Source organism: Gordonia desulfuricans NBRC 100010 (genome assembly GCF_001485495.1).
Lineage (GTDB): Bacteria > Actinomycetota > Actinomycetes > Mycobacteriales > Mycobacteriaceae > Gordonia > Gordonia desulfuricans.
This window is the reverse complement of record NZ_BCNF01000066.1, coordinates 1-25,891: the sequence shown is the minus strand read 5'-3', so window position 1 is coordinate 25,891 and position 25,891 is coordinate 1. Positions and strand designations below refer to the sequence as shown.

Here is a 25,891-nt window from a genome sequence, read left to right as displayed (position 1 = left end):
GTCGTGATGGGTGAATCGTGGTGAGAGGGGGAGCGGAGGATCAGAGCGCGATGTTGACGGCCTTGGTCTGGGTGTAGAGCTCGATGGCCGACTGGCCGAGTTCACGACCCCAGCCCGACTGCTTGTACCCGCCGAACGGCATGGCCGTGTCGAAGCCGTTGTACTGGTTGACCCACACCGAGCCGGCCTTGATCTGGCGGGCCGTCTTGTGCGCCTTGGACAGGTCCTGCGTCCAGATCCCCGCGGCCAGACCGTAGATCGAGTCGTTGGCCGCCGCGGTCACCCCGGTGTCGGCGTCGAAGGGCATCGCCGCCACGACCGGGCCGAAGATCTCCTCCCGCACGATCGAGAAGTCGGGCTCGACGTCGACGAAGACCGTCGGCTCGATGAAGAATCCCTCCGTGCCCCAGCGCTTTCCGCCGGTCAGTGCGCGTGCGCCGTCGGCGATACCCGCGACCAGATAGCCGGAGACACGGTCGAACTGTTCCTGACTGACCAGCGGTCCGAGCTCGGTGGCCGGGTCGAGGCCCGGTCCGATGGTGGCCTGGGATGCGGCCTCGGCGACGGCGGCGGTGAAGTCGTCGAAGATGGGACGTTCGACGAACAGGCGGGTCCCGGCCACACAGCACTGGCCGTGGTTGAACATCCACGCCGCGACCGACCCGGCGACCGCCTTCTCGAAGTCGGCGTCGGCGAAGACGATGTTGGGGCTCTTGCCACCCAGCTCCAGTGACACCTTCTTCAGGTTGCCCTTGGCCGCGTCGACGATCTTCTTGCCGACCTCGGTGGAGCCGGTGAACGCGATCTTGTCGACGTCGTCGTGCGCCGACAACGCGGCTCCGGCGTCACCGAAACCGGTGACGATGTTGACCACCCCGGGCGGGAAGCCTGCCTCGCAGAACACCTCTCCGAGCAGCAGCGCGGTGAGCGGGGTCTGCTCGGCGGGCTTGAGGATCACGGTGTTGCCCGCCGCGAGTGCCGGGGCCAGCTTGAAGGCGGCCATCAGCAGCGGGAAGTTCCACGGCACGATCAGCCCGCACACACCGACCGGCTCGCGCAGCGTGTAGGCGTGGAACTCGCCGCCGGGGACGAACGGCATCGACACGTCGACGGTGGAGCCGGTGATCTTGGTGGCCAGACCGGCGTTGTAGCGGAAGATGTCGGCCGACCACGCGACGTCGACGGCGGTGGCGATGGTGGCGGCCTTGCCGTTGTCGAGGGCCTCGAGCTGGCCGAACTCCTCGGCGCGCTCGGTGAGGATGTCACCCACCCGCCACAACAGCCGCTCCCGCTCGTTGGGCTTCATCCGCGCCCACGGCCCGTCGGTGAACGCGGCGCGGGCCGCCCGGACCGCACGGTCGACGTCGGCGGCGTCACCGTGGGCGACCGCGGTGAGCGGGCGGCCGGTGGCCGGATCGATGGTCTCGAAGGTGCGGCCCGACGCGGCCGGCACCCACTCACCGCCGATCAGCATCTGGCGATCGCAGGCGATGAAGTCACGGACGGCGGGCAAGGGCTCGGTGGCGACGGCAGTCATGTGTGCTCCTGGTCGGGACTCGGTGGCGAAGTGATCTGGGTCATAGATGCGCATCTGCATCTATTTCTGCCACCGCATGAGTGCGCCGGGATGTCCAGAAGCTGAACAGTGCGGGGTGGACAGTTCCCGCGATCGGACCTGACCGAACACTGTCCGGCCGGGCAGTGCCGTGCGAGGTGATCGGGGTGAACACTTCTCAGCCAATGGCGTTCTCACACTCGGGGTGGTGGCCGGTGAGGGAATCGGACACCGCTAGCGTGAGATCGCCCCGACCGTGACAACAGGAGAGCCGAGCATGTCCACCAGACGCGCGGTGTCGGTCCGTGCCGCGATCCGGAGCCTCGGCCCGGCGTCGCCGGCCGGAACGCCGTGGGAAGCGGTCCGCGCCGGGGTCGGCGCCCTGCTCGGCATGGCCGTCGTCGGTGCGGTACTCGTGTGTTCGGGCGTCGACCTGACCACCGGCCTCTACATGATCGCCCCGTTCGGGGCCACCACCGTGCTCGTGTTCGCCGCGCCCAGCAGTCCACTGGCCCAGCCCTGGCCGACGGTGGTCGGCAGTGTCCTCTCGGCGGTGGTCGGTGTCGCGGTGACACTGACCGTGTCCCAACCACTTCTGCGTGTGGTGCTGGCCGTGGGTCTGGCGGTCACCGCGATGATCGCCTGCCGCGCCGTGCATCCCCCGGCCGGTGCGGTCGCGCTCACCGCGGCACTCTCACCGGATGCCGTGCACGCATTGGGTTTCCGGTTCGCCCTCGCCCCGGTGGCGGTGGGTGCTGTGCTGCTGGTGCTCGTGGCCACCGTCTACGGGCGGGCCACCCGACGGCACTACCCGTTCCGTCAGTTCGCCGATGAGCCGCGCCCGCCGGAACGGCTCGGCCTCACCGAGGACGAGCTGACCGACATCCTGGCCCGCTACCGGCAGTCGCTGAACCTCGGTGTCGCCGACCTCGCCCGACTGATCGGTGCCGCCGAGCTGCAGGCCGCCGGCCACCGGACCGATCCGCTCGACGCGGCATCGGTGATGTCGCGCGATCTGATCACCGTGGCGCCCGACACCACGCCGGAACGACTCGCGCAGTTGTTCGGCGAGTACGGGTTCACCTCGTTGCCGGTGATCGCCGACGACGGCAGGTATGTGGGCGTGGTCTTCCAGATCCATCTGATCACCGCACTCGGCGGACACCGCACACCGATCGGGGCGGTCGACGTGATGGACGTCGACCTGCCGGTGGCACACCCCGACACCCCGGTCGCCGCCCTGCTGCCGCTGCTCGCCGACGGCGGGTGTGACGCCGTGCCGGTGCTCGACGGCGATCACATCGTCGGGATCGTCACCCAGACCGACCTGATCACCGCCCTGGCCCGCCAGACCCTGCGCGCCGACGAGGCCGGGCCCGTCCCCGGTGACGAGAGTCCCGTCCCGAGCCTCTAGATCCCGAGCGCGCGGATTCGGGCGTACAGCGTGGTGCGGCTGATCCCGAGTTCGCGGGCCGCATGAACCTTGTTGTGGCCGTTGCGGTCCAGCGCGTCGATGATGGCCTGACGTTCGGCCTGCTCACGGCCGGCCAGGCGCGATGCGCGACTGGTGGTGCGGTAGCGCTCCGGCAGATCGGCGAGGTCGACGGTGCGCGACCCGCGGGTGGTGCTCGCCGCGACCGCGTCGCCGAGCGCGGTGACCAGCTCGGTGAGGTTGCCCGGCCACTCCTGTGAGAGCAGGGCGTCGGCGGCGCCGCTGGACAGTTCGGTTCCCGGCGCGAGCTCGGTGATGACCGATGTCGCGATCACCGCGAGTTCGGCGGTGCGATGCCGCAGTGGCGGCAGTTCGATCCGTCGCCCGCATTGCCCGAGCAGTGCGGCCGCACCCGATCCGATCTGTGTGGCCGGGCCGGTCACCACGATCAGCGGGGTCGGCGACGTCCGCGCGGCGACATGGCGCAGCAGGGTCAGCGACCGGTCGTCGAGCAGGTCGGCGCCGTCGACGATCAGGGCCGCGCCGCGGGCGCGGGCCTGCGTGAGCAGCGCGGGAACGTCCGGCGGGGTGCCCTCGAGGAGGGTCTCGGCGACGTCGACGACCACGGGTGCGACGTCGGCGAGGTCGGTGGCCACCCGGTGCGCCTCGGTGCTGCGGCCGGTGCCGGGCTCGCCGGTGATCGCGGTGCTGCGGACCGGCGGGACGGAGGCGCCCGGTGCCGACACCGGGGCCGGAGAACGGGTGGGGGTGGCCGGTGCCGGCCGCAGATGGAACACCGCCGCACCCCGGGTCCCGCCGACCGGTTCGACGAGCACCTCCACCGCCGTCCCCGACGTCAGGGTGGTGCGCATCGAGGTCGCGTGCAGCGATGGATCGGCGACGACCATCCGCAGGGCGCCGATATCGGTGGGGGAGAGCAGGTCGGCGGCAAGGGCATTGGTGAGCTGCAGATCGTCACCGAGGGCGGCGACCGCGACGTCGCGTCGGGGTGCGGCCCGCTGGAAGGCGTCGAGTACGCGACGCTGGTGCGCGCGTGACCGGTCGAGGAGGCGGTCGGCGATGTCGTTGACGATCGCGGTCACGAACGGGATCGACAGCGGATTGGCGCGGTCGCCGACCTCGGTCATGCACAGGCTGCCCGCGAGGCGACGGGTCGCCGGGTGGATGATCGGCTGCCCGAAGCAACTGAGCTGCTTGAACCGGTCGAGGTAGTGCTCGGAGCCGTTGACCAGCACACCGCGGCGGATCTCGGCGGGGGTGCCGAGCGCGGTGGTGCCGACCGCGGACTCGGTGAAGGCCACCCCGCTCGACGCACCCGCGTCGTCGAGGATGCGTTCGATGGTGGCGCCCGCCGTCACCCGCGACACCATCCGGCATTCGTGGTCGACCAGCAGCAGCGACATGTCGGTGTCGGCGATGCGGACCGCGGCCTCGTCGAGGACCGGTCGTGCGGCGTCGAGCAGCGGATCGGCCGACGACACGTCGACCGGGTCGGGGAGCGTGGTGGACTCCGGGCGCACCCCCGACAGCGCCGAACGCCGCCAGCTCTGCGCGATCACGGTGCGGCGAGGTGGTGGCGGGTCGTTCCGGGCGGGCCGGTGGGCGGTCGGTATGTCGATGCTCACACCATCACACACCGGGGCGGTGAGGGGAAGGCCCCGCTGTCACGGCGGCTCAGCCGTGACGGACGTGCTCGACGAACCGGCGGTACGGGCTGTCGGCGTCCATCGGTGCGCGGGTCGGTGAGCTGCCGGCGAACCAGCGGTCGACCACCGTCGCCTGCTGTTCCAGCGTCATCGCATCCCACTCGGGCGGGGTGGCGGCCAGGTGGTAGACGTTCGTGCCCCGAAGGTGGCGGACCTGCTCCCAGATCGCGGTGGCAAGGGTCCGGGCGCGGCGGCGATGGGTGAACTGCCAGACGTGGACGAGCTCGTGGACGAACAACCGGCCGGGCTGGGGGTAGGCGGGGGTCGACGACGTGGTGGGGCGGGCAGCGCAGTCACCGATGTTGCACAGGACGGTCCGCCGGGTGAGCGGGAAGACGAAGGCACGTCCCCGCCACCCGATGAACCCGGTGAGGACGACCGTGTCGAGCCAGTCGGCCCGCGGCCCGAACACCGCCCGCGCGAAGTCCTTCTCCGCGTTCGTCAGTCGTCTCGGGCGGCCCGGTGGGTGCATACCCCCACGGTAGGCGGGTCGTCACGGGGGTTACCGCGCTGTCGGGGTACCGCACTAGCCTGATCCCATGCGTGTCGCGACCTGGAATGTGAACTCGGTGAAGCAGCGGATCCCCCGATTGCTGCCGTGGTTGGACGAGCGGCAGCCCGATGTGGTGTGCCTGCAGGAGACCAAACTGTCCGACGACGTCTTCGACACGGTCCTCGGACCCGAGTTCACCGACCGCGGCTACGAGTTCGTGCATGTCGGTCAGGGGCAGTGGAACGGTGTGGCGATCCTGTCGAAGGTGGGGCTCGACGACGTCCGGCGCGGATTCGACGGCGCCCCCGGCTTTCCCGACCGCGACGACAAGCCCGAGGCGCGTGCGGTGTCGGCGGTGTGTGGTGGGGCGCGGGTGTACTCGCTCTACGTCCCCAACGGCCGCGAGATCGACTCCGACCACTACCACTACAAGCTCGCCTGGCTGGACCGGCTTCGTGAGGTGGTCGAGCCCGAGGCCGCCGACACCATGCTGTGCGGTGACATCAACATCGCCCCGGCCGACGCCGACGTCTACGACCCGCGCGCCTTCGCCGGCCACACCCACGTCACCGAACCCGAACGCAAGGCACTCGCCGGACTCGAGGGACTCGGCCTGACCGACGTGGTGCGCCGCCGCTGGCCCGACGAGCAGATCTACAGCTACTGGGACTACCGCGCCGGGATGTTCCACAAGGACCTGGGCATGCGGATCGACCTGATCCTGGCCGGGACATCGGTCTCGGATCGGGTGGCGGCGGCCTGGGTCGACCGTGCCGCCCGCAAGGGCACCAAGCCGAGCGATCACGCACCGGTGGTCGTCGACGTCGACACCGCCCCGGACGGCGACATCGGGCCGATGGTGCCGCCGCCGTCGAATCCGGCCAAACGCGGCGGACCCACCACCAAGCTCCCGCACGCCAAGGACTGAGACCCCGCCGGGGCCGGCAGCCGAAGGACCATCGGACGACAGGGGAATCCAGTGATGACCGAGGATGTTGCCGACCAGGCCGACGACGATGCCACGGGACGGCCGTCGTTCTTCCGCAAACTCACGGAGCGACGCGACGGACCACTTCCGCGGCACCGTGCGACGTCCCGGTTGTCGGCCTATGTCTACGGCAACATCCTGGTGCTCGCGGCCGTGGTCGTCGCGACCGCGCACACGATCACCGACGGCACCGCCGCGCTGATCGTGCTGGCCACCGGCGCGACCACCTACATCGCGCATGTCTTCGCCCAGCTGGTGGGTGATGCGAGCATCCCGCCGGAGTCCGGCCGCCCCGACCGCGAGGATGTTCGCCGCACGGCCCGCCACGAACTCCGCGACGCACTGCCGATCATGTCGTCGGCGGTGTGGCCGGCGATCGTCCTGGCGCTCGGCTATCATGACCTGTTCCCGACGCGCCTCACCCAGCTGGTGGCCGGTGCGATCGTGGTGGTGCGGATCGCGTCCCTGCAGATCGTGGCGCAGCGGGTGCAGGGCAATCCGCTGGGATTCCGCGCCGTGGCCGCAGGCCTGTTCACCGCGCTGCTGGCGGCGGTGATCGTCGTGATCAAGAACTTCTTCCTGCACTGAGGCCGCGTCGCACGCTTCCGGCCCCGAATGTCGTCTTCCACACCGCCCGGCGGGCTTTCCTGCCCGGGCCTGCGGATTCTCCGACACCGAGGAGGAGGAACTTCGCGCAGCGGGCCCCGCGAGCGCGGATCGGGGCGTAGCGTGGTCGGCATCGATCGATCACCCTCCGCTCACCTGCACGTCGCCCGTGGTTGGCGACCTGGATCCGATTTTTGACCTGTGCAAACTCGATCGGTAGAGTTGGTCGTCGGTGCCTGGCGCATGCCGGGCCAGTCCGCGTGCCCTGCCGACGTCATCGACTCCGGTGATCGAGGTGAGCATGTCGCACGGGTACTCCCGCCCCGTGTGACGGGACCGTCGGACTGACATGCGATACCGCCGTGGTGTGCGTGACACGCCCGACCTCGGGGTAGCGATAACTGTACTGACCAGCATGAATGTGCTGGTGGGGCGAGTTGTGGAGGTCGCCGAAAACCGGGTTTTCCGGATTTCGACAACCTGCCCGGAGCACAAACCACAACGACGACAACCGCAAGGGATCGCCCCGTGCCGGCAAGCACGGGCGGTCAGTGCCGAAAAGGAAGATCACACCAAGTGCCAACAATCAATCAGTTGGTCCGCAAGGGCCGTACGGACAAGCCTGCGAAGAAGAAGACCGCAGCGCTCAAGGGGAGCCCGCAGCGTCGCGGCGTGTGCACCCGCGTCTACACCACCACCCCGAAGAAGCCGAACTCCGCGCTGCGTAAGGTCGCCCGCGTGCGCCTGACCAGCTCCGTCGAGGTCACCGCTTACATCCCGGGTGAGGGTCACAACCTGCAGGAGCACTCGATGGTGCTCGTCCGCGGTGGTCGTGTGAAGGACCTCCCGGGTGTGCGTTACCGGATCATCCGCGGCTCGCTGGACACCCAGGGTGTCAAGGACCGCAAGCAGGCCCGCAGCCGCTACGGCGCGAAGAAGGGGAGCTGATAAGTCATGCCTCGTAAAGGACCCGCACCCAAGCGCCCGCTGATCAACGACCCGGTCTACGGTTCGCCCCTGGTCACCCAGCTGATCAACAAGATCCTCCTCGACGGCAAGAAGTCGACCGCCGAGCGGATCGTCTACCAGGCCCTCGAGCAGGCCCGCGAGAAGACCGGCACCGACCCGGTCGTCACCCTCAAGCGCGCCCTCGACAACGTCAAGCCGACCCTCGAGGTGAAGAGCCGCCGCGTCGGTGGTGCCACCTACCAGGTGCCGATCGAGGTCAAGCCGGGTCGCGCCAACACCCTGGCGCTGCGCTGGCTGGTGACCTTCTCGCGGCAGCGTCGCGAGAAGACCATGGTCGAGCGTCTGGCCAACGAGCTCCTCGATGCCTCCAACGGCCTCGGTGCTTCGGTCAAGCGTCGTGAGGACACCCACAAGATGGCCGAGGCCAACCGGGCGTTCGCGCACTACCGCTGGTGAGAACCTGCTCCGCGTGACCGTCGCATCCCGCACGGTCACGCGGGGCGACAAGTCCCTTGTACAAAGCAATTCCCGAAGGGAAACCACGTGGCACAGGAAGTGCTCAGCGACCTCAACAAGGTTCGCAACATCGGCATCATGGCGCACATCGATGCCGGCAAGACGACCACCACCGAGCGAATCCTCTACTACACCGGTGTCAACTACAAGATCGGTGAAACCCACGACGGTGCCTCGACCACCGACTGGATGGAGCAGGAGAAGGAGCGGGGTATCACCATCACCTCCGCGGCCGTGACCTGCTTCTGGAACAAGAACCAGATCAACATCATCGACACCCCGGGTCACGTCGACTTCACCGTCGAGGTGGAGCGCAGCCTGCGCGTGCTCGACGGTGCCGTTGCCGTCTTCGACGGCAAGGAGGGCGTCGAGCCCCAGTCCGAGCAGGTCTGGCGGCAGGCCGAGAAGTACGACGTGCCCCGCATCTGCTTCGTCAACAAGATGGACAAGCTGGGCGCCGACTTCTACTTCACCGTCAAGACCATCGAGGACCGCCTCGGGGCCAAGCCGCTGGTGCTGCAGCTCCCGATCGGTGCCGAGGACAACTTCGACGGCGTCGTCGACCTGATCGAGCAGAAGGCCATCACCTGGCGCGGCACCGTCGAGATCGGCGCCGAGCCGACCATCGAGGAGATCCCCGCGGACCTGGTCGACAAGGTCGCCGAGTACCGCGAGAAGCTGCTCGAGACCGTCGCCGAGACCGACGAGGCGCTGCTCGAGAAGTACTTCGGTGGCGAGGAGCTCTCCGCCGAGGAGATCAAGGCCGCGATCCGCAAGGTCACCATCTCGCGCGAGTTCTATCCCGTGCTGTGTGGTTCGGCGTTCAAGAACAAGGGTGTCCAGCCGATGCTGGACGCGGTCATCGACTACCTCCCGTCGCCGCTGGACGTCCCCTCCGTCGAGGGTCACGCCGTGGGCAACGAGGAAGAGGAGCTGTCGCGTAAGCCTTCCGCCGAGGAGCCGTTCTCGGCCCTGGCGTTCAAGATCGCTGCGCACCCGTTCTTCGGCAAGCTGACCTTCGTCCGCGTGTACTCGGGTCACATCTCCGCCGGCACCCAGGTCCTGAATGCCACCAAGGGCAAGAAGGAGCGCATCGGCAAGCTCTTCCAGATGCATGCCAACAAGGAGATGCCGGTCGAGGACGCCACCGCGGGACACATCTACGCGATGATCGGCCTCAAGGACACCACCACCGGTGACACCCTGTGTGATTCGAGCGCCCCGATCGTGCTCGAGTCGATGAGCTTCCCGGACCCGGTCATCAACGTCTCGATCGAGCCGAAGACCAAGTCCGACCAGGAGAAGCTGGGCACTGCGATCCAGAAGCTCGCCGAAGAGGATCCGACTTTCTCGGTGCAGCTCGACGAGGAGACCGGCCAGACCGTCATCGGCGGTATGGGCGAGCTCCACCTCGACATCCTGGTCGACCGCATGCGTCGCGAGTTCAAGGTCGAGGCCAACGTGGGCAAGCCCCAGGTCGCCTACCGCGAGACCATCCGCAAGACGGTGGAGAAGCACGATTACACCCACAAGAAGCAGACGGGTGGATCGGGCCAGTTCGCCAAGGTCCAGATCAAGCTCGAGCCGCTGGTCGATGCCGAAGACGGCGCAACCTACGAGTTCGAGAACGCCGTGACCGGTGGTCGCGTGCCGCGTGAGTACATCCCGTCGGTGGATGCCGGTGCGCAGGACGCGATGCAGTACGGTGTGCTCGCCGGTTACCCGCTGGTCAACCTGAAGGTCACCCTGCTCGACGGTCAGTACCACGACGTCGACTCCTCGGAGATGGCCTTCAAGATCGCCGGCGCGCAGGCCCTCAAGGAGGCCGCGAAGATGGCGAGCCCGGTCATCCTGGAGCCGATCATGGCCGTCGAGGTCACGACCCCGGAGGACTACATGGGTGACGTGATCGGCGACCTGAACTCCCGCCGTGGCCAGATCCAGGCCATGGAGGAGCGCAGTGGTGCCCGTGTCGTCAAGGCACAGGTTCCGCTGTCGGAGATGTTCGGCTACATCGGCGACCTTCGGTCGAAGACCCAGGGCCGGGCTAACTACTCCATGGTGTTCGACTCGTACGCCGAGGTTCCGGCGAACGTGTCGAAGGAAATCATCGCGAAGGCCACCGGCGAGTAATCCCTACTCGGCCAGAGGTTTTGGCGAAGCGCTGGCACACCACCAGGTGTGCTCCACGGCGCGAACAACGTAAGAGAAAACCCCTGCTGGGATCCGCCCAGTAGAGCAACAAGTCCAGGAGGACAATCAAGTGGCGAAGGCGAAGTTCGAGCGGACCAAGCCGCACGTGAACATCGGCACCATCGGTCACGTCGACCACGGCAAGACCACCCTGACCGCGGCCATCACCAAGGTCCTGCACGACAAGTTCCCGGAGCTCAACAAGAGCTTCGCGTTCGACCAGATCGACAAGGCTCCCGAAGAGAAGGCTCGTGGTATCACGATCAACATCTCTCACGTGGAGTACGAGACCGAGAAGCGTCACTACGCGCACGTCGACGCCCCGGGTCACGCCGACTACATCAAGAACATGATCACCGGTGCGGCTCAGATGGACGGTGCGATCCTCGTGGTCGCCGCCACCGACGGCCCGATGCCGCAGACCCGCGAGCACGTGCTGCTGGCCCGCCAGGTCGGTGTTCCTTACATCCTGGTCGCCCTGAACAAGGCCGACATGGTCGACGACGAAGAGATCATCGAGCTCGTCGAGATGGAGGTCCGCGAACTGCTGGCCGCCCAGGAGTTCGACGAGGAAGCCCCGGTCGTCAAGGTCTCGGCCCTGAAGGCTCTCGAGGGTGACCCGGAGTGGGTCAAGTCCGTCGAGGAACTGATGGACGCTGTCGACGAGTCGATCCCGGATCCGGTTCGCGAGACCGACAAGCCGTTCCTGATGCCCGTCGAGGACGTCTTCACCATCACCGGCCGCGGCACCGTGGTCACCGGTCGTGTGGAGCGCGGCGAGGTCAACGTGAACGAGGAAGTCGAGATCGTCGGCATCCGCGAGAAGTCGCAGAAGACCACCGTCACCGGTATCGAGATGTTCCACAAGCTCCTCGATTCGGCTCAGGCCGGCGACAACGCGGGTCTGCTGCTCCGCGGCCTCAAGCGTGAGGACGTCGAGCGTGGCCAGGTCATCGTGAAGCCGGGTACCACCACCCCGCACACCGAGTTCGAGGGCCAGGCGTACATCCTGTCGAAGGACGAGGGTGGCCGCCACACCCCGTTCTTCAACAACTACCGTCCGCAGTTCTACTTCCGTACCACCGACGTGACCGGCGTCGTGACCCTCCCCGAGGGCACCGAGATGGTCATGCCGGGCGACAACACCGAGATGAGCGTCAAGCTGATCCAGCCGGTCGCCATGGACGAGGGCCTGCGCTTCGCCATCCGCGAGGGTGGCCGCACCGTTGGTGCGGGTCGAGTCACCAAGATCAACAAGTGACGATTTGCCACGCCCGTCGCGGCAGCGTGTGAGCGTTGTCGTTCGGGCGTGGGCCTGCGTCACGGATCAACAAGTGATTCTCTGAGTCTCACTTTGTCGATCTGACTCGCCGAGTCTGACAAACAGAGCGCCCCAACCGCTTTCGCGGTTGGGGCGCTCTGTTGTGTCGGTCGTGCCGTCGGCCGGCGGTTGGCCCGACTCGCCGACCTGCGTTGTCGGTGCTCGGAAACCGCTGGGCGGTAGGCGAATCGACCGTCAGGATGCGTGGTGACCATGCGTCCGCCGATGACGCCGGTTGCCCGTCTGTATCGCCGTATGCTGTCGGGGTGTCGAAGGCGGTGGAGCAGTGGGCGGCCCGATTGCGGCGACTGGACCGCGCCGAATGGCCGGGGTTTCTGGATGCGAACTCCGGGCTGCCGGGGCCGCGGGCCAATACGTCACTGGCGATCGCGGTGACCAGGTCGCCGATGATCCACAACTGGTCGACCGGCTCCTGCGGAGCGACGACGAGTACCAGGTGATGTGCGGGGCGATCTGCTTGGGCACCCGGATCGCCGACCCGACATCGCGCTCACGGTTGCGGGAGCTGGCCGTCGATGACCGATGGCGGGTGCGTGAAGGTGTGGTGATCGGCGTGCAGGAGGCCGCGGACGCCGATGGTGACGCCGTGCAGTCGCTGACCCGCGACTGGGCCGGTGACCCGAACCCGCTCATCGCGCGGGCAGGTACGGCGGCCATCTGCGAGCCGCGCCTGCTACGCACACCCGAAGCGGCAGCGGTGGCAGTCGAGGTCTGTCGCCGCGCGACGGCTGTTTTGGGCGCGCTACCCGTGGGTGCATCACGACGCACTCCCGCAGCGCGAGTCCTGCGACAGAGCCTTGGCTACTGCTGGAGTGTGGCGGTGGCAGCCGATCCGCAACCGGGATTGGCCGTGTTCGACGCCCTCGACACCACAGACCCCGACCTCGCGTGGATCGTCAAGACCAACCGCACAAAGAAGCGGATGGCCCACCTGCTGTGAGCGGGAGTGCGCTGCGGCCTGCAGCCGGGAGTGCTCTGTGACATGGAGCCGGAAGGGTTCTGTGACATCGAGCCGGAAGGGTTCTGCGGCGTGGAATCGGTGCGTGGATGGATGACCGCCGAAATCGCCGACAGATAGACCACACGAGTCACATTAGTAACATCCTGCACCAATAGCCACTTGGGTAACTGGTTGGTATCAATGGGGGCGCCCTGTGGTCACGGCGCCCGTTTCGGGGTGTTCCCGAGGCCTCCGGGGCCATACTGTTCCGCCCGTGCGTTCCCCTTTGAAGCGGTCGGTTCACAAGCGCGTGGGCCGGCGAGTGATCGCGGTGGTGATTGCTGCGACAGCGCTGGTGATCGTCGGCGCAAGCGGTGGTGGTCCCGCCGAGGCGGCGACCTTCAACCGGATCAAGGTCGGCGGCTGCGGTATGCCCGCGAGCCCGGTCGACATCTGGAGCCGACCGGGTAACTACAAGACCGTCATCGCGCTCGACGGTCTGCGCGCGACGAGCGACATGTCGGGCTGGCGGCACGAGACCCGCATCCAGCGGATGGCGTCGTCGGGTGTCAACGTGGTGGAGCCGGTCGGTGGTCTGGGGAGCTTCTACACCGACTGGGAGTCGGCCAGCCCTGGCAGCAAGATCGCCTATCGCTACCGCTGGACGTGCCGGCTCGATGCCATCGTCCGCGCCCTCGACGCCCGCGGCCTGGCCGTGGGGCCGTGGCACAAGTACGCGGTCATGGGGATCTCGATGGGCGGCGGCGCGGCGATGATCTACGGCGCCTACCACCGGGCGCGCATCTCGCACGTCTTCTCCATGTCGGGCTACGTCAACATCTCGGCGCCGACGATGCGTGAGGCCGTACGACTGGCCCTGCTCGACGCCGGCGTGGAGGGCGGGGTGGGCCCGCTCAGCGCCGACGCGATGTGGGGTCCGCCGTGGGCGCCGCGCTGGGAACGCAACGACGCCCTCGTCCAGCTGCCGCGGATGCGCGGGATGAAGATCCGCGTCGCATCCGGATCGGCGACGTGGGGTCCGCACAACACCGATGCCGTCGCGTCGGTCAAGGGCACCCCGCTCGAGGTGGTCGCGCTCGCCCAGTCACGGGCGTTCGAGGTCGCCGCGGCCCTGCAGGGCATCCGGATCTCCACAGACTTTCCCAATGTCGGCACTCATCAGTGGGACTACTGGGAAGACATGGTCTGGCGCGCCAAGCGCGCCGGCTGGTTCCTCGACCGCTGATCGCCGACGAGGCGCCGATGGGGATGCGGCGCCTCGTCGATGATCGCGGTTGCGGTGCGGTATATGCCGCCGGCGACGACCGACCACCTCGCGAACCGGGGTGGTCGGTCGTCGCCGGCGGAGCCGTCTGATCGAGTCTGCCGGCGGAGCCGTCTGTACGGTCCTGCGGGCGGAGCCGTCTGTACGGTCCTGCCGGCGGAGCGGCCGGCCGAGATCTGCCGGTGCGGCTGCGGGTTCACCAGTCGTCGAGGGTGGCGTACCCGTCCTGGATCGCACGGACGAACAGACTCGACTTGGATGTCGCCGGGCGCCCGGCCGACTCGTATTTGACCCGAATCCGCGAGATGTGGGTGCTCACCGTCGACACGCTGATGAACAGTTCACCGGCGGCCTCCTGCTTGGATTCGGCGCGTAGCCACGTGAGCATCACCTCGATCTCACGGTCGGACAGTCGGGGCCGCCGGGAAGCCGGTGCGGGGACGACGCGCAGACGACCGGTGGGGGTGGGTGCGGACCGTCCGGACGGTGCGGGACGGTCGGTTCCGGTGATGATCGCTGCCTCCTGGACGAGGGATCGGTGACCTCGGATCGAGTGGGGGCACCGTTGTGTGGATGGGTGGACTGTCGTCCGTTCGGGCCAATCCTGGTCCCCGGAACCTCTCACGGACGTGTCGAAACCGTCAGCAGAGCCAAGTCGATACGAATTCCGATACGCTGACCTGCGCAAATCTCGCCGGCGGAGGGGATTCGGGATGAGCCCGGAATCTGTATCGACTCGCGACGAGCTGGGTCGTGCACTGACCCGGCTGCGTGAGGATTCGGGTCTGAGCGTGCGCGATGTGGCGACCGAGGCGAACGCCCTCCTGGGCACCGTCGCGGGCTGGTTCGCCGGACAGCACGCCCCGACCAAGGCCAGTCGCGAGATGTTCGAGCGGGTGCTGCGGACGTGTGGCGTGGTCACCGACGACGACCTCGCGCGGTGGTGGTCGGCGGCCGAACGCTCCTCGCGCCGGTCGCGTAGGCGTGCCACGGCCGACTGCCCCTATCGCGGTTTCGAGGCATACGGCACCGCGGACGGGTCGGTGTTCTTCGGCCGGGACGCCGTCGTCGACCGGCTGGAGCGGACCCTCGTCGGGCGTCTGCCGGATGAGCCGGTGACCGATCCGGCGCAGGGGGAGCCGTACCCGGCGCTGGTGGTCGTCGGCGCGTCGGGGGTGGGCAAGTCGTCTGCGGTGCGGGCCGGTCTGCTGGCGCGGGTGGGTGCCCCGGGTCCGCTCGCCGGCTGGCGCTCGGTGATCGGGGTTCCCGGAGACGACCCGATCGCCTCGCTCGCGGCGGCCTTCGACGGGATCGCCGAGGTGCCTGCCGACGTGCCGGTGGCGGTGGTGATCGATCAGCTCGAGGAGCTGTGGACCCAGCACGATCAGGCCACGCGGTCGGCGTTCCTCGCCGAGATCGATCGGCGGACGGCCGGGCGCCGGGCGGTGGTGGTGGCGGTGCTGCGTGCCGACTTCTACGGGCGGGCCGCGGCGAGTGCGGCCTTCGCCCCGATCCTGGCCGCCGCCCAGGAGCTGATCCCGCCGATGACCCGCGCCGAACTGCGGGAGGTGATCGTCCGCCCCGCCGAGTCCGCCGGGGCCACCGTCGACGACGACCTGGTCACCATGCTCCTCGACGACGTCGCGCCGGCGTCGCCGAACCGGCCGACCGACACCGGGGTGCTGCCGCTGCTGTCCCACGCGCTGCGCGCCACCTGGGAGAAGTCCGACGGCCGACGGCTCACCGTCCGTGACTATGTCGCCACCGGCCGGATCTCCGGCGCCGTGGAGCAGACCGCGGAGTCGGTGTATGCCGAGCTCGACGACACCGAACAGGCCACCGCCCGCCGCATCCTGCTGGCGATGGTCAACGTCGACGAGGACACCGTCACCCGCCGTACCGTCCGGCTCGCCGACCTCGGCCCGGACACCGCGCCGGTGCTCGACACCTTTGCCGCGGCCCGCCTGATCACGGTGACCTCGTCGCATGCGCAGGTCGCGCACGAGGCCCTGCTGACCGCATGGCCGCGGCTGACCGAATGGATCGACGCCGACCGTGAACGGTTGCTGCTGTTGCGGCGGCTGCGGACGCTCGCCGAGCCGTGGGACAGCAATGGCCGGCCCGACGACCTGCTGCCGTCGCAGGCGCGACTCGAGATGTTCGCCACGCTCACCGACACCGGCTCCGCAGGCCTCGCTCCCACGGGACCGGTGCCGGTCGGGACTTCGCAGGGCGATGCCGGTCGGATCGGCCCGGATGAGACCGGCCGTGACTTCCTTGCCGCGGGTGCTGCGCGGGTCCGCGACCAGGCCGAGCACGAGCAGCGTCGGGCCCGGCAGCTGCGTCGCTTCGCCACGTTCGCCGCGGTGTTCGGTGTGGTGGCGGTACTCGCCGCGGTGACCGCGGTGGTGGCCGGCGTCAATGCCGTGCACCAGCGTGAACGGGCCGAGGACGCCCGCAACCAGGCGCTGTCGCAGCAGATGGCGGTGGTCTCGGCCGATCTCGTCGACCGTGATCCGCTGCTCGCCGCGCAGATGGCGATGGTCGGATACGAGATCTCCCCGACGCTGGAGGCGCGATCCCAGCTGATCGACACCACCTCGGGTGCCCTGCCGATCCGGTTCGTCGGGGTGGCGGGATCGTTGCTGCTCGCCCGGTCGGGCCCGTTGGCGGCGGCCATCGGCGGCGCCGGCCAGGTGCGGTTGTTCGAGGTCTCCGACGACACCGGGATCCAGCGGCAGGTCGGCGACTTCAACGGGGCCACCGGGTCCGATGACCGTCTCGGTGCGGCCGCATTCCTCCCCGACGGCAAGACGTTGCTGATCGGCAGTCGCGGTGCGATCACGGCCTGGGACGTCTCCGACCCGGCCCGTCCGGTCCGCGGGGGACAGGTTCCCGGCGTCACCGGGGACATGAATGCCCTCGCGGTGAGTCCGGACGGGCGCTTCGTCGTCGCATCGGGGCCCGATGTCGGCGTGCAGGCGTGGGTGTCGGCGGACGGGGCGTGGCGTCAGGTCGAACTGCCCGGAGCTGCCGGTGGTGTCGCCGGCGCGGTCGCCTTCAGCCCCGACGGCGCGACCCTGGCCACCTCGGCCGCCAACCGGCGCATCGACCTGTGGCGGGTGGCCGGAGACCGGATCGAACCGTCCGGACAGATCCTCCTCGACGACTGGCGCGACAACGAACTCGCCCAGGGCCTCACGTTCACCCCCGACGGCACCCGGCTGGTCGCGGCGCTGCGCAGTCGCGTGGTGAGCGTGTACGACATCACCGATCCGGCCGCCCCCCGCGATGTCCAGCGATTCGGCGGCTTCACCAGCTATGTCACCGCGGTCGCGGTGAACGCCGACGGCACGCACATCGCCGCCGCCGGCGCCGACAACTCGTTGCGGATCTTCGACCTCACCGCACCCGCCACCTCACCGCGGGTGCTGGCGAACTCGTCGAATGTGGTGTCGGTGGTCTTCGCCGGCAGGCATGTGATCGCCGCCAGCGACGACGGCCGGGTCCAGGACTGGCCGCCCGCCGACGACATGACCTTCGTCGGTTCCAAGAACGTCTTCCAGATCCCGGTGGACGGTGCCGGTCGCCGGCTGGTGGCCGCCGACACCGGTACCGACGGCCGGCTCACCCAGTGGGACATCGGCGACACGGGGTTGACCCGGGCGGGTCCCGATCTGGTGCCGGCTCCCGGTCTCGTCTACTCCGGTGCGGTGGTGATGTCGCCGTCGGGCAAGGTGGTCACCATCGGCACCGTCACCGGTGAGGTGCAGTTCGCCGACTACTCCGATCCGGCGCGACCCCGGGTGATCGGTGCGGTCGCCGCGCAGCCGACCCTCAACGAGACGGTCGACTACAGCGAGGCCTCCGGACTCGCCGTCACCGGCGCCACCGACTCCAACATCCTCACCGTGATCGACGCGTCCGACCTGACCGCACCCCGCGTGGTCTCCACCTTCGACACCGGGGGCGGCGTGTGGTGGGCGTCCCTGGCACCGGACGGCCGGCACGTCGCGGTGGCCACGACCACCGGCGGTGTGCGGATGCTCGACCTGTCCGATCCGGCGCATCCGCGGGCACTGGCCGACCCGATCACCTTCGACGGGGCGGCACTCGCGGTGCGCTGGGACCGGACCGGTACGCGGGTCGTGGCCACCTCGGAGGAGAAGAGCGTGGAGGTGGCCGACGTGTCCGATCCCCTGCATCCGCGGACGGTGGCGACCATGGCCGGACCGGCCGGGCAGCTCTACAGTGCCGGGTTCTCCCCGGACGGTCGGCGCGTGATCGCCGGCGGCTCCAACTCGGAGGTGTGGGTGTGGGATCTCGACGGTGACTCCGCATCCGCCGGGCTGGTGTTGCGGTCGTTCCCGGGCCGGGTGTGGGATGTCCGGTTCGTCTCCGACAACCACATCCTGGTGTCCGGGCAGCAGGGGCTGATCCGGTCCTGGGATGTGGAACCGCGCGCGGTGCTCGACGACGAGTGCGCCCGGCCCGGCGACGGGATCACCGAGGAGGAGTGGACCGTCCACGTCCACGGGCTGGACTACTCGCCACCCTGCGGCGGCAGATGATCCGGGGCCGCCGGGGCGTTCGACGAGGATCACAGGCCTGGCCGGGGGATCGTCGGGGAGCCGCGCAGTACCCTGGCCGGGTGCGATTGGTAGGACGACCGACCGAATCCGGTGATCTGACCCTGGCCGTGCGCACCTCGGGTACCCCGGGCGCAGCGCCCCCGGTCCTGCTGGTGCACGGGATGGGAGGCGATCACTCCACCTGGCGGTATTTCGCCGGTCAGCTGCGTGCGGCCGGGCGTGCCGTGCTCGCGGTGGACCTGCGTGGCCACGGTCGCAGCGGGCGCCCCGGCGACTATCGGCTCGAGTCGTTCTCCGACGATCTCCGGTATGTGCTCGACGATCTCGACGTCGCGCAGGTCGACGTCGTCGGACATTCGCTGGGTGCGCATGCGTCACTGCGGCTGGCGATGTCGGCCCCGGACCGGGTGCGGTCGCTGGTGCTCGAGGAGGTGCCGCCGATGCCACGCGATCAGGCCGACGTCGACGAGGGCATCGTGATGGATTCCTCGCTCGGCGAGCGGGTTCGCGGTCTGGCGTTGCTGCTGGCCAATCCGATGCCGTTGCTGCGGTTCGACAGGGCGGTCGGCGGTCAGGTGGGCGCGGCGTTCGAGCAGGCCGAACCGCAGTGGTGGCAGCGGTTGGCGCAGGTGTCGGCACGCACCCTGGTGATCTCCGGCGGGCAGCGCAGTTTTCTTCCGTCGCAGCATCTCCGGACGCTGGCGGAGACGATTCCGGGTGCCCGCTTCGAGGTGATCGAGGCCGGCCACAGCGTCCACCGTGATCGGCGTCGCGAATTCTGCGGTGCCGCAGGAGGATTCCTCACACAGGCGTGAACCCCGGGATCCTGTCCGCATGCCGGTGGGATCCGGCGGTGCCCGGGACGCGGTCGCCCCTCGTCGACGACGTCCCAGGCACCGACCTCAGGCCCCGATCCTGCTCTGGGCCGGCTTGTTGTGCAGCGGGCGGGGATCCACCCCGACCTGCTGCCACGCCTCATAGGCCCACGGCACGTACAGCCATTTCAGCGGCAACCGGTTGATCACCGGATTGAGTGCCCGCATGAACGCGGCGAATCGCTGGAAGCGCTTCTCCCGCTTGTCGTCCCATTCCAGGTCGCAGACCGTGCGCATCTGCGGCGGGAGCGTGCCCACCACGACGGTGCGGATGAACGCGTCGAGTGGTTTCGACACCACCCGCCACACCGGGGCGGGGATGCTCGCGGGCCGCGGGAACCCTTTTCGGATGTAGCCGGTGGCGTAGACGATGGTCTTGTGCGGGACGAAGCGGTCGAGCATGTCGTCCCAGTACGCCCGGAACTCGGCGTAGGTCTGCGGCTGGCTGCGGGCGCTGACACCGTACAGCTCGTACCAGACCTTGCTCTCCTCGAAGATCTGTTCCTTCTCGGCCTCCGAGAGCCGGCGGATGAAGGTGTCGGTGATGTAGAGCGTCTGGTCGACGAAGGTGGCGTGCGCCCAATAGAACAGCTCCGGGTTGAGCGCGTGGTAGCGCGAACCGTCGCTGATGGTGCCCTTGATGTCCTTGTGGAAGTCGCGGACGGTGCGACCCCACTTCTGCGGTTCGGTGGAGTAGACGGTGCGCATCACCGGCGGCCCGGTGCGGCGGGCGCGGCCGAGGAAGTCGTCGAAGATCACCGAGTGGTCGAGGACGGCCTGGCCGAGCTGCTCGATGCAGTTCTCGGTGCCGGCGAGGCGCTGGAAGCCGAGCAGGCCGCGGACGTCGCCGTAGAACTTCCAGATCAGCGAGTCGGCACCGAGGCGTGGCATCGGCAGTGCGTCGTCGGGTGTGTCCGCGACGACAACCGGCTCCGCCTCGCGGATCGCGGCGTCGAACCCCTGGTTGACTGTCATGACAGGGACCATAACCCACTTTGGAACGGATATCTAGATTTGTTTCAACGGTGGGTTCCGGCATTGCCGGGCAGGTCCATGGCCGAAAGAGGGTGTGATGGGTGCCGTGGTGTTGCCGCCGGTGCAGGAGTTGCTCGAGAACGCCGTGGTGGTGCGGCTGCCGATGCGCACCCGGTTCCGTGGGATCACCGCCCGTGAGGTGCTGATCTTCCGCGGGCCGGCGGGATGGGGGGAGTTCGGTCCCTTCGTCGAGTACGACGACGAGGAGTCGGCGGCGTGGCTGGCCGCGGGGATCGAGGCCGCATGGTGGGGGCCGCCGGCCGCCCGGCGTTCTCGGGTGCCGGTCAACGCCACCGTGCCCGCGGTACCGGCCGCGGAGGTCGCGGCGATCCTGGCCCGGAATCCCGGTGCCACCACCGCGAAGGTCAAGGTGGCCGAACCCGGGCAGACTCTCGACGACGACGTGGCCAGGGTTGCCGCCACCCGTGAGCTGATCCCGCGGGTGCGCGTCGATGCCAACGGCAAATGGTCTGTGACGCAGGCGATCACGGCACTGAAGGCGATCGGCGAGCTGGAGTATGCGGAGCAGCCGTGCGCGACCGTCGAGGAGCTGGCGCAGGTGCGCCGGGCGGTGTCGGTGCCGATCGCCGCCGACGAGTCGATCCGCAAGGCCGCCGACCCGATGCGGGTGATCGCCGCCGACGCCGCCGACGTCGCCGTGCTCAAGGTGGCCCCGCTCGGCGGGATGCGGGCGGTGCTGGCGCTGGCCGACGAGATCGGTCTGCCCGTGGTGATCTCGAGCGCGCTGGATTCGATGGTCGGGATGGCCGCCGGGGTCGCCGCCGCCGCGGCGCTGCCCCGACTGGACCTGGCCTGCGGGCTGGGCACCGGATCGTTGTTCGTCGCCGACGTCGCGCCGTCGTTCGCGCCCGAGGGCGGTGCCCTCGTCCCGCGCTGGCCCGGTCCGGATGCACTACCGGTGCCGGTGGGTGCCGGGATGCTCGCCGACGCCGGGCGCACCAGGTGGTGGCGCGACCGGCTGACGCGGTGCCATCAGGTCCTGGAGCGCCGGATGCGGCACGGGGACCCGCGGTATGACGGCGTCGACCTGGGCTGATCGGAACCCACTAGAAACATTCGTCCAATTCTGTTCCAATGGATGTGTACTGGATCACACGACGGTACATGACCGGAGGAGGACGAGATGGTCGCGGTGTTGGCACCGGCACCTGCCGGCAGCGGTCTGCGTTCGGTCCCGCGGGTCGAGCGCAACGGCGTGCTCGAGATGATGGCCATGCGGCGCGATCCGTTCGGCTACGGTGAGCGACGCCGCGCCGAGTTCGGCACCATCTCGGCACTCAAGGCGCTCGGGATCAGCACGGTCACCGTGGCCGGTGCGCAGGCGGCGCACCAGATCCTGATGAACAAAGACCGTGCCTTCGCCAACGGTCCCGCCTGGAGCTACTTCATCGGACCGTTCTTCAACCGCGGCGTCATGCTCCTCGACTTCGACGAGCACCGCCATCACCGGCACATCCTGCAGCAGGCCTTCACCCCCACCGTGCTCAAGGGCTACATGCAGGAGATGCAGCCGATCATCGCCGAGGCGATCGGCCGGTTCCCGGTCGGTGAGGTACGGATGTTCGACCAGTTCAAATCCCTCACCCTCGACGTCGCACTCGAGGTCTTCCTCGGCGTCGAACTCCCCAAGGACCGTGCCGACCAGCTCAACAAGGCATTCATCGAGACCGTGCGGGCCGGCGTCGCCTACGTCCGCGCCCCGATGCCCGGTGGTCGCTGGTGGAAGGGGCTGCGCAGCCGCAAGGTGCTCGAGGAGTTCTTCTACGAGACCATCCCGGCCAAGCGGGCCCGCGAGACCCCCGACCTGTTCTCGGTGCTGTGTCACGCCGAAAGCGAAGAGGGACACCGATTCACCGACGATGACGTCGTCGACCACATGATCTTCGTGCTGATGGCCGCACACGACACCTCGACCATCACGATGACCCAGATGGCCTACCGGATGGCGGCCGATCGGCCATGGCAGGAGCGGGCGCGCACCCAGTCCCTGGAGCTGGGGCCAGAACTCGGCTATGACGACCTCGCCCGGCTCGACGTGCTCGACCTGGTGATGCGCGAGTCGTTGCGGATGTGCCCACCGGTTCCGGCGCAACCGCGGATGGCGATCAAGGACACCGAGATCGACGGCTACTTCATCCCGAAGGGCACGCTGGTGGCCATCCCGCAGCTCACCAACCACCGGGATTCCGCGTTCTACACCCACCCCGACACCTTCGACCCGGAGCGGTTCGCCCCCGATCGTGCCGAGGACAAAGGGCACCGGATGGCCTGGATGCCGTTCGGCGGCGGAGTGCACAAGTGCATCGGATTGTATTTTGGTCAGATGGAGATCAAGACGATCATGCACCACCTGCTGCGCGGGTATGAGTGGTCGGTCCCGGCCGGTTACGAACTCCCGATGGACTACAGCGCGCTCCCGGTCCCCAAGGACCGGTTCCCGGCGACGGTTCGGCGCCGGTGAAGGCGATGGGTTCGGACTTCGACACCACCACGTTCACCGACACCGATGCCGACCTCGGGCCCGCCGATTCCGGTCGGTCCGACGACGATCTGTCCGGCGCCGACGGCAACGGCACAGCCGCCGGGGGCAGCCGGCGCCGCCGCAAGGTCCGCAACACCGACAGCCCGGCCGATCAGAACGCCGCCATCCTCGCCGCGGCGGCCGCCGAGTTCACCGAGGTCGGGGTCCGCCGGGCCAATGTCGACGAGGTCGCCAAACGGGCCGGGGTCAGCCGCAGCACGCTCTACCGGCGCTTCCCCAACAAAGAGGCACTGCTGCTCGGGGTCACCACCGAACTCTACGAGCGAGGGATGGAACGCCTCGTCGAGGCGGTGGCCGGACTCGGCCCGCGCGACGCGGTGGTCGAGGCCTTCGCCGCCGGCGCCGAACTGGTCACCGAGGACCCGCTGATGCGCCGCCTGGTGCTCACCGACTACGAGATGAAGTCCATCACCAAATCGGTGACCTCGCTGTTCATCGACGTCGTCACCGGGCGTGTGGCCTCCACCCTGCGCAATGCCGGCGCCCAGATGCCCGACGCCGAGCTCATCGAGGCCGTCGAACTGCATGTGCGCCTGGTGATCTCATTTCTCGAAACTCCGGCCTCCGATGAGGCCCGGCAGGCGCCGGATGCGGTTCGCGCACTGGCACAGAAGTACCTCGCCCCCATGATCTGGTGACAGGAGTAGGAATGACCCTGCGGGACAAGCTCTTCGGCAAGCGCAATCACGATGCGGTGGGTGCGGTGCTCGCCGACCGCGTGATCGCCGTGACCGGTGGTGCCCGCGGCATCGGGTTGGAGACGGCCACACAGCTTCTCGCCGCCGGTGCCCGCGTGGCCATCGGCGACGTCGACGCGGAGGTGCTCGGCAAGGCAGCCGCCGACCTCGGGGTCGAGGGCATCGTCGTCGACGTCACCGACCGGGGGAGCTTCACCGCCTTCCTCGACGAGGTCGAGAACCGGCTCGGCCCCGTCGACGTGCTGATCAACAACGCGGGGATCATGCCGGTCGGTTCCTTCCTCGGCTTCGACGCCGCACTGATCCGCCGCACCATCGACATCGACCTGCTCGGTGTGATCACCGGAAGCCAGCTCGCCGCCGCACGGATGGTGCCGCGCCGCGCCGGACACATCGTCAACATCGCCTCGGTCGCGGGCCGTCTGCCGATGCCCGGTCTCGCCGTCTACAACGCCGCCAAGGCCGGCGTCATCGAGTTCTCCGAGGCCCTCGACGCCGAACTGTCGGTCCAGGGGGTGCGGGTGTCGACGGTGATGCCGACCTTCACCAACACCGGACTCATCACCGGTCTGCAGACCAACCGCTACATCCAGACCGTCGAGCCGGAGGTGGTCTCGGCCGCCGTCGTCGACGTGATCGCCCGTCCGCGCACCCGCGTCGCCGCACCCGGCTTCATGCGCTGGGTGGACGCCAACCCGTCGTTCCCGCAGGCGCTCAAGCGACTCACCCGACGCCAGACCGGTCTCGACCGGATCTTCCTCGACGTCGACTCGACCGGACGTGCCGACTACGACGCACGCATTCGTGGCGGCGCGGTGGCGTCTGCCGCGGCGCCGGGGTCTGCGGTGTCGGGGTCTGTGGCGTCGAGTTCTGTGGCGTCGAGTTCTGCGGGCCGGTCGGCCTGAGTGGTGCGTTCCAGCACGATCGGTCGTGAGCGGGCGGCGCGACGCGAGTTGCGCTCGGCGGTTGACGATCTCGCCGACGCCGAGTACGCCGCCGGCCTCCGGCCGGGTCTCGCCTGGCGCTGGTGGGCGGTGATCGGGGTACTCGTCGTGGCGTCGGTTCTCGCCGCCGGGATCGGTGTGTGGGCGTGGGTGCACTCCGCCCAGACGCGCTCCGATGCCGAGTTCGAGCAGGCCGCCGCATCCACGGTGGCGCTCCTGTTGAGCCCGAATCCGCAGGACCCGCAACAGGTCCGGCGTATCCTCGACCGCGCCACCGGGGAGTTCTACGACGATTTCGCGCAGTCGTCGCAGGCGTTCACCGAGGTGATCCGCCGCAACGGTGAGGTGGCCTCCGCCGACATCGACGGCTCGGGGGTGTCGGCGCGCACCGCCGACGCCGCCACGGTCCTCGTCGCGGCGACCGTGCACTACGAGGGGGCCGCCGGAACCGACCGGCAGTTCCGGTTGCACGTCGGGGTCGCCGAGGACGCCGGTGTGCTCAAGGTGTCGGCGGTGCAGTACCTGCCATGACCCGACTTCTGCCGGGACGCGACCGGATCCTGTCGCGCACGCGGGCTTTCCTGGTGCTGTCGGCGGCCGTGGTGGTGCTCGTCGTCCTCGTCGTCGCGGTGGTGTGGGGTGTGCGGGCGGCCGACCGGCACCACACCGTCGACGACAACCGGATGTCGTTGCGCGCCCACGCCGGACAGATCGTCGCCACCGTGTTCACCGTCGACCGGGCACACTGGGAGGCCGACCGGGCCCGCGCCCGCGAGGTGATCGGCGGCGACTTCGCGAGCACCTTCGCCACCGCGCTGCGCAGCCCGCCCGCCGACGGCACCGCGGCGGTCACCTGGAGTCCGGGCACCGTGGCACTCATCGACGTCGACACCGAATCCGGCGCGGCACTCATCCGGTCGAATGTGGTCACCCGCACCGACGACGGGCACGAGGAGACCACCGCGCGTACCGTCCGCGCGGGCTTCGTCCGGCATGGCGAGGGCTGGCTGCTGACGTCGGCGGAGGTGATCACATGAGTGCGGACACCGACCGGTCGCAGTCGCGACGGCTCGAGGTGGCCCGTGACCGGGTCGACGCCGCGCGCCGGGCCGCCCGGGTGGCGCGGATCGCCGCGGCC

22 protein-coding genes are annotated in these 25,891 nt (G+C 68.9%); 17 read left to right on the top strand and 5 right to left on the bottom strand.

Going from position 1 to position 25,891, the window contains the following annotated elements; translation table 11 throughout:
• Nucleotides 1-40 precede the first annotated feature (40 nt).
• Nucleotides 41-1,537 (bottom strand): aldehyde dehydrogenase family protein, encoded by a 1,497-nt coding sequence (locus tag GD1_RS11690; protein ID WP_059037156.1) that lies wholly within the window; start codon nucleotides 1,535-1,537, stop codon nucleotides 41-43.
• 295 nt (nucleotides 1,538-1,832) lie between these two features.
• Here GD1_RS11690 and GD1_RS11685 point away from each other — a divergent pair, with 295 nt between their 5' ends.
• Nucleotides 1,833-2,969, top strand: coding sequence for an HPP family protein (locus GD1_RS11685; RefSeq protein WP_059037155.1), 1,137 nt, complete (start codon nucleotides 1,833-1,835; stop codon nucleotides 2,967-2,969).
• Here the strand turns inward: GD1_RS11685 and GD1_RS11680 are convergent.
• Both GD1_RS11680 and GD1_RS11675 read right to left on the bottom strand, forming a co-directional pair.
• A complete protein-coding gene (locus tag GD1_RS11680) occupies nucleotides 2,966-4,633 on the bottom strand; it encodes a sigma-54-dependent Fis family transcriptional regulator (RefSeq protein ID WP_059037154.1) in 1,668 nt (555 codons plus the stop codon). The genes GD1_RS11685 and GD1_RS11680 overlap by 4 nt on opposite strands.
• A gap of 49 nt (nucleotides 4,634-4,682) precedes the next feature.
• Nucleotides 4,683-5,186, bottom strand: coding sequence for a hypothetical protein (locus GD1_RS11675; RefSeq protein WP_059037153.1), 504 nt, complete (start codon nucleotides 5,184-5,186; stop codon nucleotides 4,683-4,685).
• 67 nt (nucleotides 5,187-5,253) lie between these two features.
• Between GD1_RS11675 and GD1_RS11670 the strand changes: the two genes are divergently transcribed.
• The 8 genes from GD1_RS11670 (at nucleotide 5,254) to GD1_RS11635 (ending at nucleotide 14,007) form a co-directional block, all read left to right on the top strand.
• Complete coding sequence (locus GD1_RS11670; protein WP_059037152.1) at nucleotides 5,254-6,135, top strand: exodeoxyribonuclease III; 882 nt, start codon at nucleotides 5,254-5,256, stop codon at nucleotides 6,133-6,135.
• 54 nt (nucleotides 6,136-6,189) lie between these two features.
• Nucleotides 6,190-6,783, top strand: a complete 594-nt coding sequence (locus GD1_RS11665; protein WP_020792708.1) for a hypothetical protein — start codon at nucleotides 6,190-6,192, stop codon at nucleotides 6,781-6,783.
• A gap of 594 nt (nucleotides 6,784-7,377) precedes the next feature.
• On the top strand, nucleotides 7,378-7,749 hold the full coding sequence (gene rpsL / locus GD1_RS11660) for a 30S ribosomal protein S12 (RefSeq protein ID WP_020792705.1): 372 nt from the start codon (nucleotides 7,378-7,380) through the stop codon (nucleotides 7,747-7,749).
• Between the two features lie 6 nt (nucleotides 7,750-7,755).
• The gene (rpsG, locus tag GD1_RS11655; protein WP_020792709.1) at nucleotides 7,756-8,226 is read left to right on the top strand and encodes a 30S ribosomal protein S7; all 471 of its coding nucleotides are present in this window, start codon (nucleotides 7,756-7,758) and stop codon (nucleotides 8,224-8,226) included.
• A gap of 87 nt (nucleotides 8,227-8,313) precedes the next feature.
• Entirely contained in the window at nucleotides 8,314-10,419 is a 2,106-nt protein-coding gene (fusA, locus tag GD1_RS11650; protein WP_053778514.1) for an elongation factor G, read from the top strand.
• A gap of 130 nt (nucleotides 10,420-10,549) precedes the next feature.
• Entirely contained in the window at nucleotides 10,550-11,740 is a 1,191-nt protein-coding gene (gene tuf / locus GD1_RS11645; RefSeq protein ID WP_020789921.1) for an elongation factor Tu, read from the top strand.
• A 382-nt stretch (nucleotides 11,741-12,122) separates the two neighbouring features.
• Nucleotides 12,123-12,761: a hypothetical protein gene (locus tag GD1_RS11640; protein ID WP_020789920.1), complete on the top strand. Its 639-nt coding sequence runs from the start codon at nucleotides 12,123-12,125 to the stop codon at nucleotides 12,759-12,761.
• A gap of 274 nt (nucleotides 12,762-13,035) precedes the next feature.
• On the top strand, nucleotides 13,036-14,007 hold the full coding sequence (locus GD1_RS11635) for an alpha/beta hydrolase (RefSeq protein ID WP_059037151.1): 972 nt from the start codon (nucleotides 13,036-13,038) through the stop codon (nucleotides 14,005-14,007).
• Between the two features lie 235 nt (nucleotides 14,008-14,242).
• Here GD1_RS11635 and GD1_RS11630 read toward each other — a convergent pair whose 3' ends face one another.
• Nucleotides 14,243-14,671 (bottom strand): response regulator transcription factor, encoded by a 429-nt coding sequence (locus tag GD1_RS11630; protein WP_373855316.1) that lies wholly within the window; start codon nucleotides 14,669-14,671, stop codon nucleotides 14,243-14,245.
• A gap of 88 nt (nucleotides 14,672-14,759) precedes the next feature.
• Here GD1_RS11630 and GD1_RS11625 point away from each other — a divergent pair, with 88 nt between their 5' ends.
• Nucleotides 14,760-18,617 carry an nSTAND1 domain-containing NTPase gene (locus GD1_RS11625; protein WP_059037150.1) on the top strand — a complete coding sequence of 1,286 codons (3,858 nt, stop codon included), beginning with the start codon at nucleotides 14,760-14,762 and terminating at the stop codon, nucleotides 18,615-18,617.
• 80 nt (nucleotides 18,618-18,697) lie between these two features.
• The gene (locus tag GD1_RS11620; protein ID WP_059037149.1) at nucleotides 18,698-19,453 is read left to right on the top strand and encodes an alpha/beta fold hydrolase; all 756 of its coding nucleotides are present in this window, start codon (nucleotides 18,698-18,700) and stop codon (nucleotides 19,451-19,453) included.
• Between the two features lie 87 nt (nucleotides 19,454-19,540).
• On the opposite strand, the gene GD1_RS11615 is transcribed toward GD1_RS11620, so the two are convergent.
• The gene (locus GD1_RS11615) at nucleotides 19,541-20,488 is read right to left on the bottom strand and encodes an oxygenase MpaB family protein (RefSeq protein ID WP_059037148.1); all 948 of its coding nucleotides are present in this window, start codon (nucleotides 20,486-20,488) and stop codon (nucleotides 19,541-19,543) included.
• Nucleotides 20,489-20,585: 97 nt separating this feature from the next.
• On the opposite strand from GD1_RS11615, the gene GD1_RS11610 reads away from it, so the two are divergent.
• The 6 genes from GD1_RS11610 to GD1_RS11585 all read left to right on the top strand — a co-directional run bounded on the left by GD1_RS11610 (nucleotide 20,586) and on the right by GD1_RS11585 (nucleotide 25,790).
• Entirely contained in the window at nucleotides 20,586-21,605 is a 1,020-nt protein-coding gene (locus GD1_RS11610; RefSeq protein ID WP_059037147.1) for an o-succinylbenzoate synthase, read from the top strand.
• Nucleotides 21,606-21,692: 87 nt separating this feature from the next.
• Nucleotides 21,693-23,030 (top strand): cytochrome P450, encoded by a 1,338-nt coding sequence (locus tag GD1_RS11605; RefSeq protein ID WP_059037146.1) that lies wholly within the window; start codon nucleotides 21,693-21,695, stop codon nucleotides 23,028-23,030.
• Nucleotides 23,031-23,035: 5 nt separating this feature from the next.
• Complete coding sequence (locus GD1_RS11600; protein WP_083534114.1) at nucleotides 23,036-23,749, top strand: TetR/AcrR family transcriptional regulator; 714 nt, start codon at nucleotides 23,036-23,038, stop codon at nucleotides 23,747-23,749.
• A gap of 11 nt (nucleotides 23,750-23,760) precedes the next feature.
• Entirely contained in the window at nucleotides 23,761-24,714 is a 954-nt protein-coding gene (locus GD1_RS11595; protein ID WP_059037145.1) for an SDR family oxidoreductase, read from the top strand.
• 3 nt (nucleotides 24,715-24,717) lie between these two features.
• Nucleotides 24,718-25,284, top strand: coding sequence for an Rv1363c family protein (locus tag GD1_RS11590; protein WP_244882679.1), 567 nt, complete (start codon nucleotides 24,718-24,720; stop codon nucleotides 25,282-25,284).
• Complete coding sequence (locus tag GD1_RS11585; protein WP_059037143.1) at nucleotides 25,281-25,790, top strand: hypothetical protein; 510 nt, start codon at nucleotides 25,281-25,283, stop codon at nucleotides 25,788-25,790. The genes GD1_RS11590 and GD1_RS11585 overlap by 4 nt, the downstream gene beginning before the upstream one ends.
• Nucleotides 25,791-25,891: the final 101 nt, after the last annotated feature.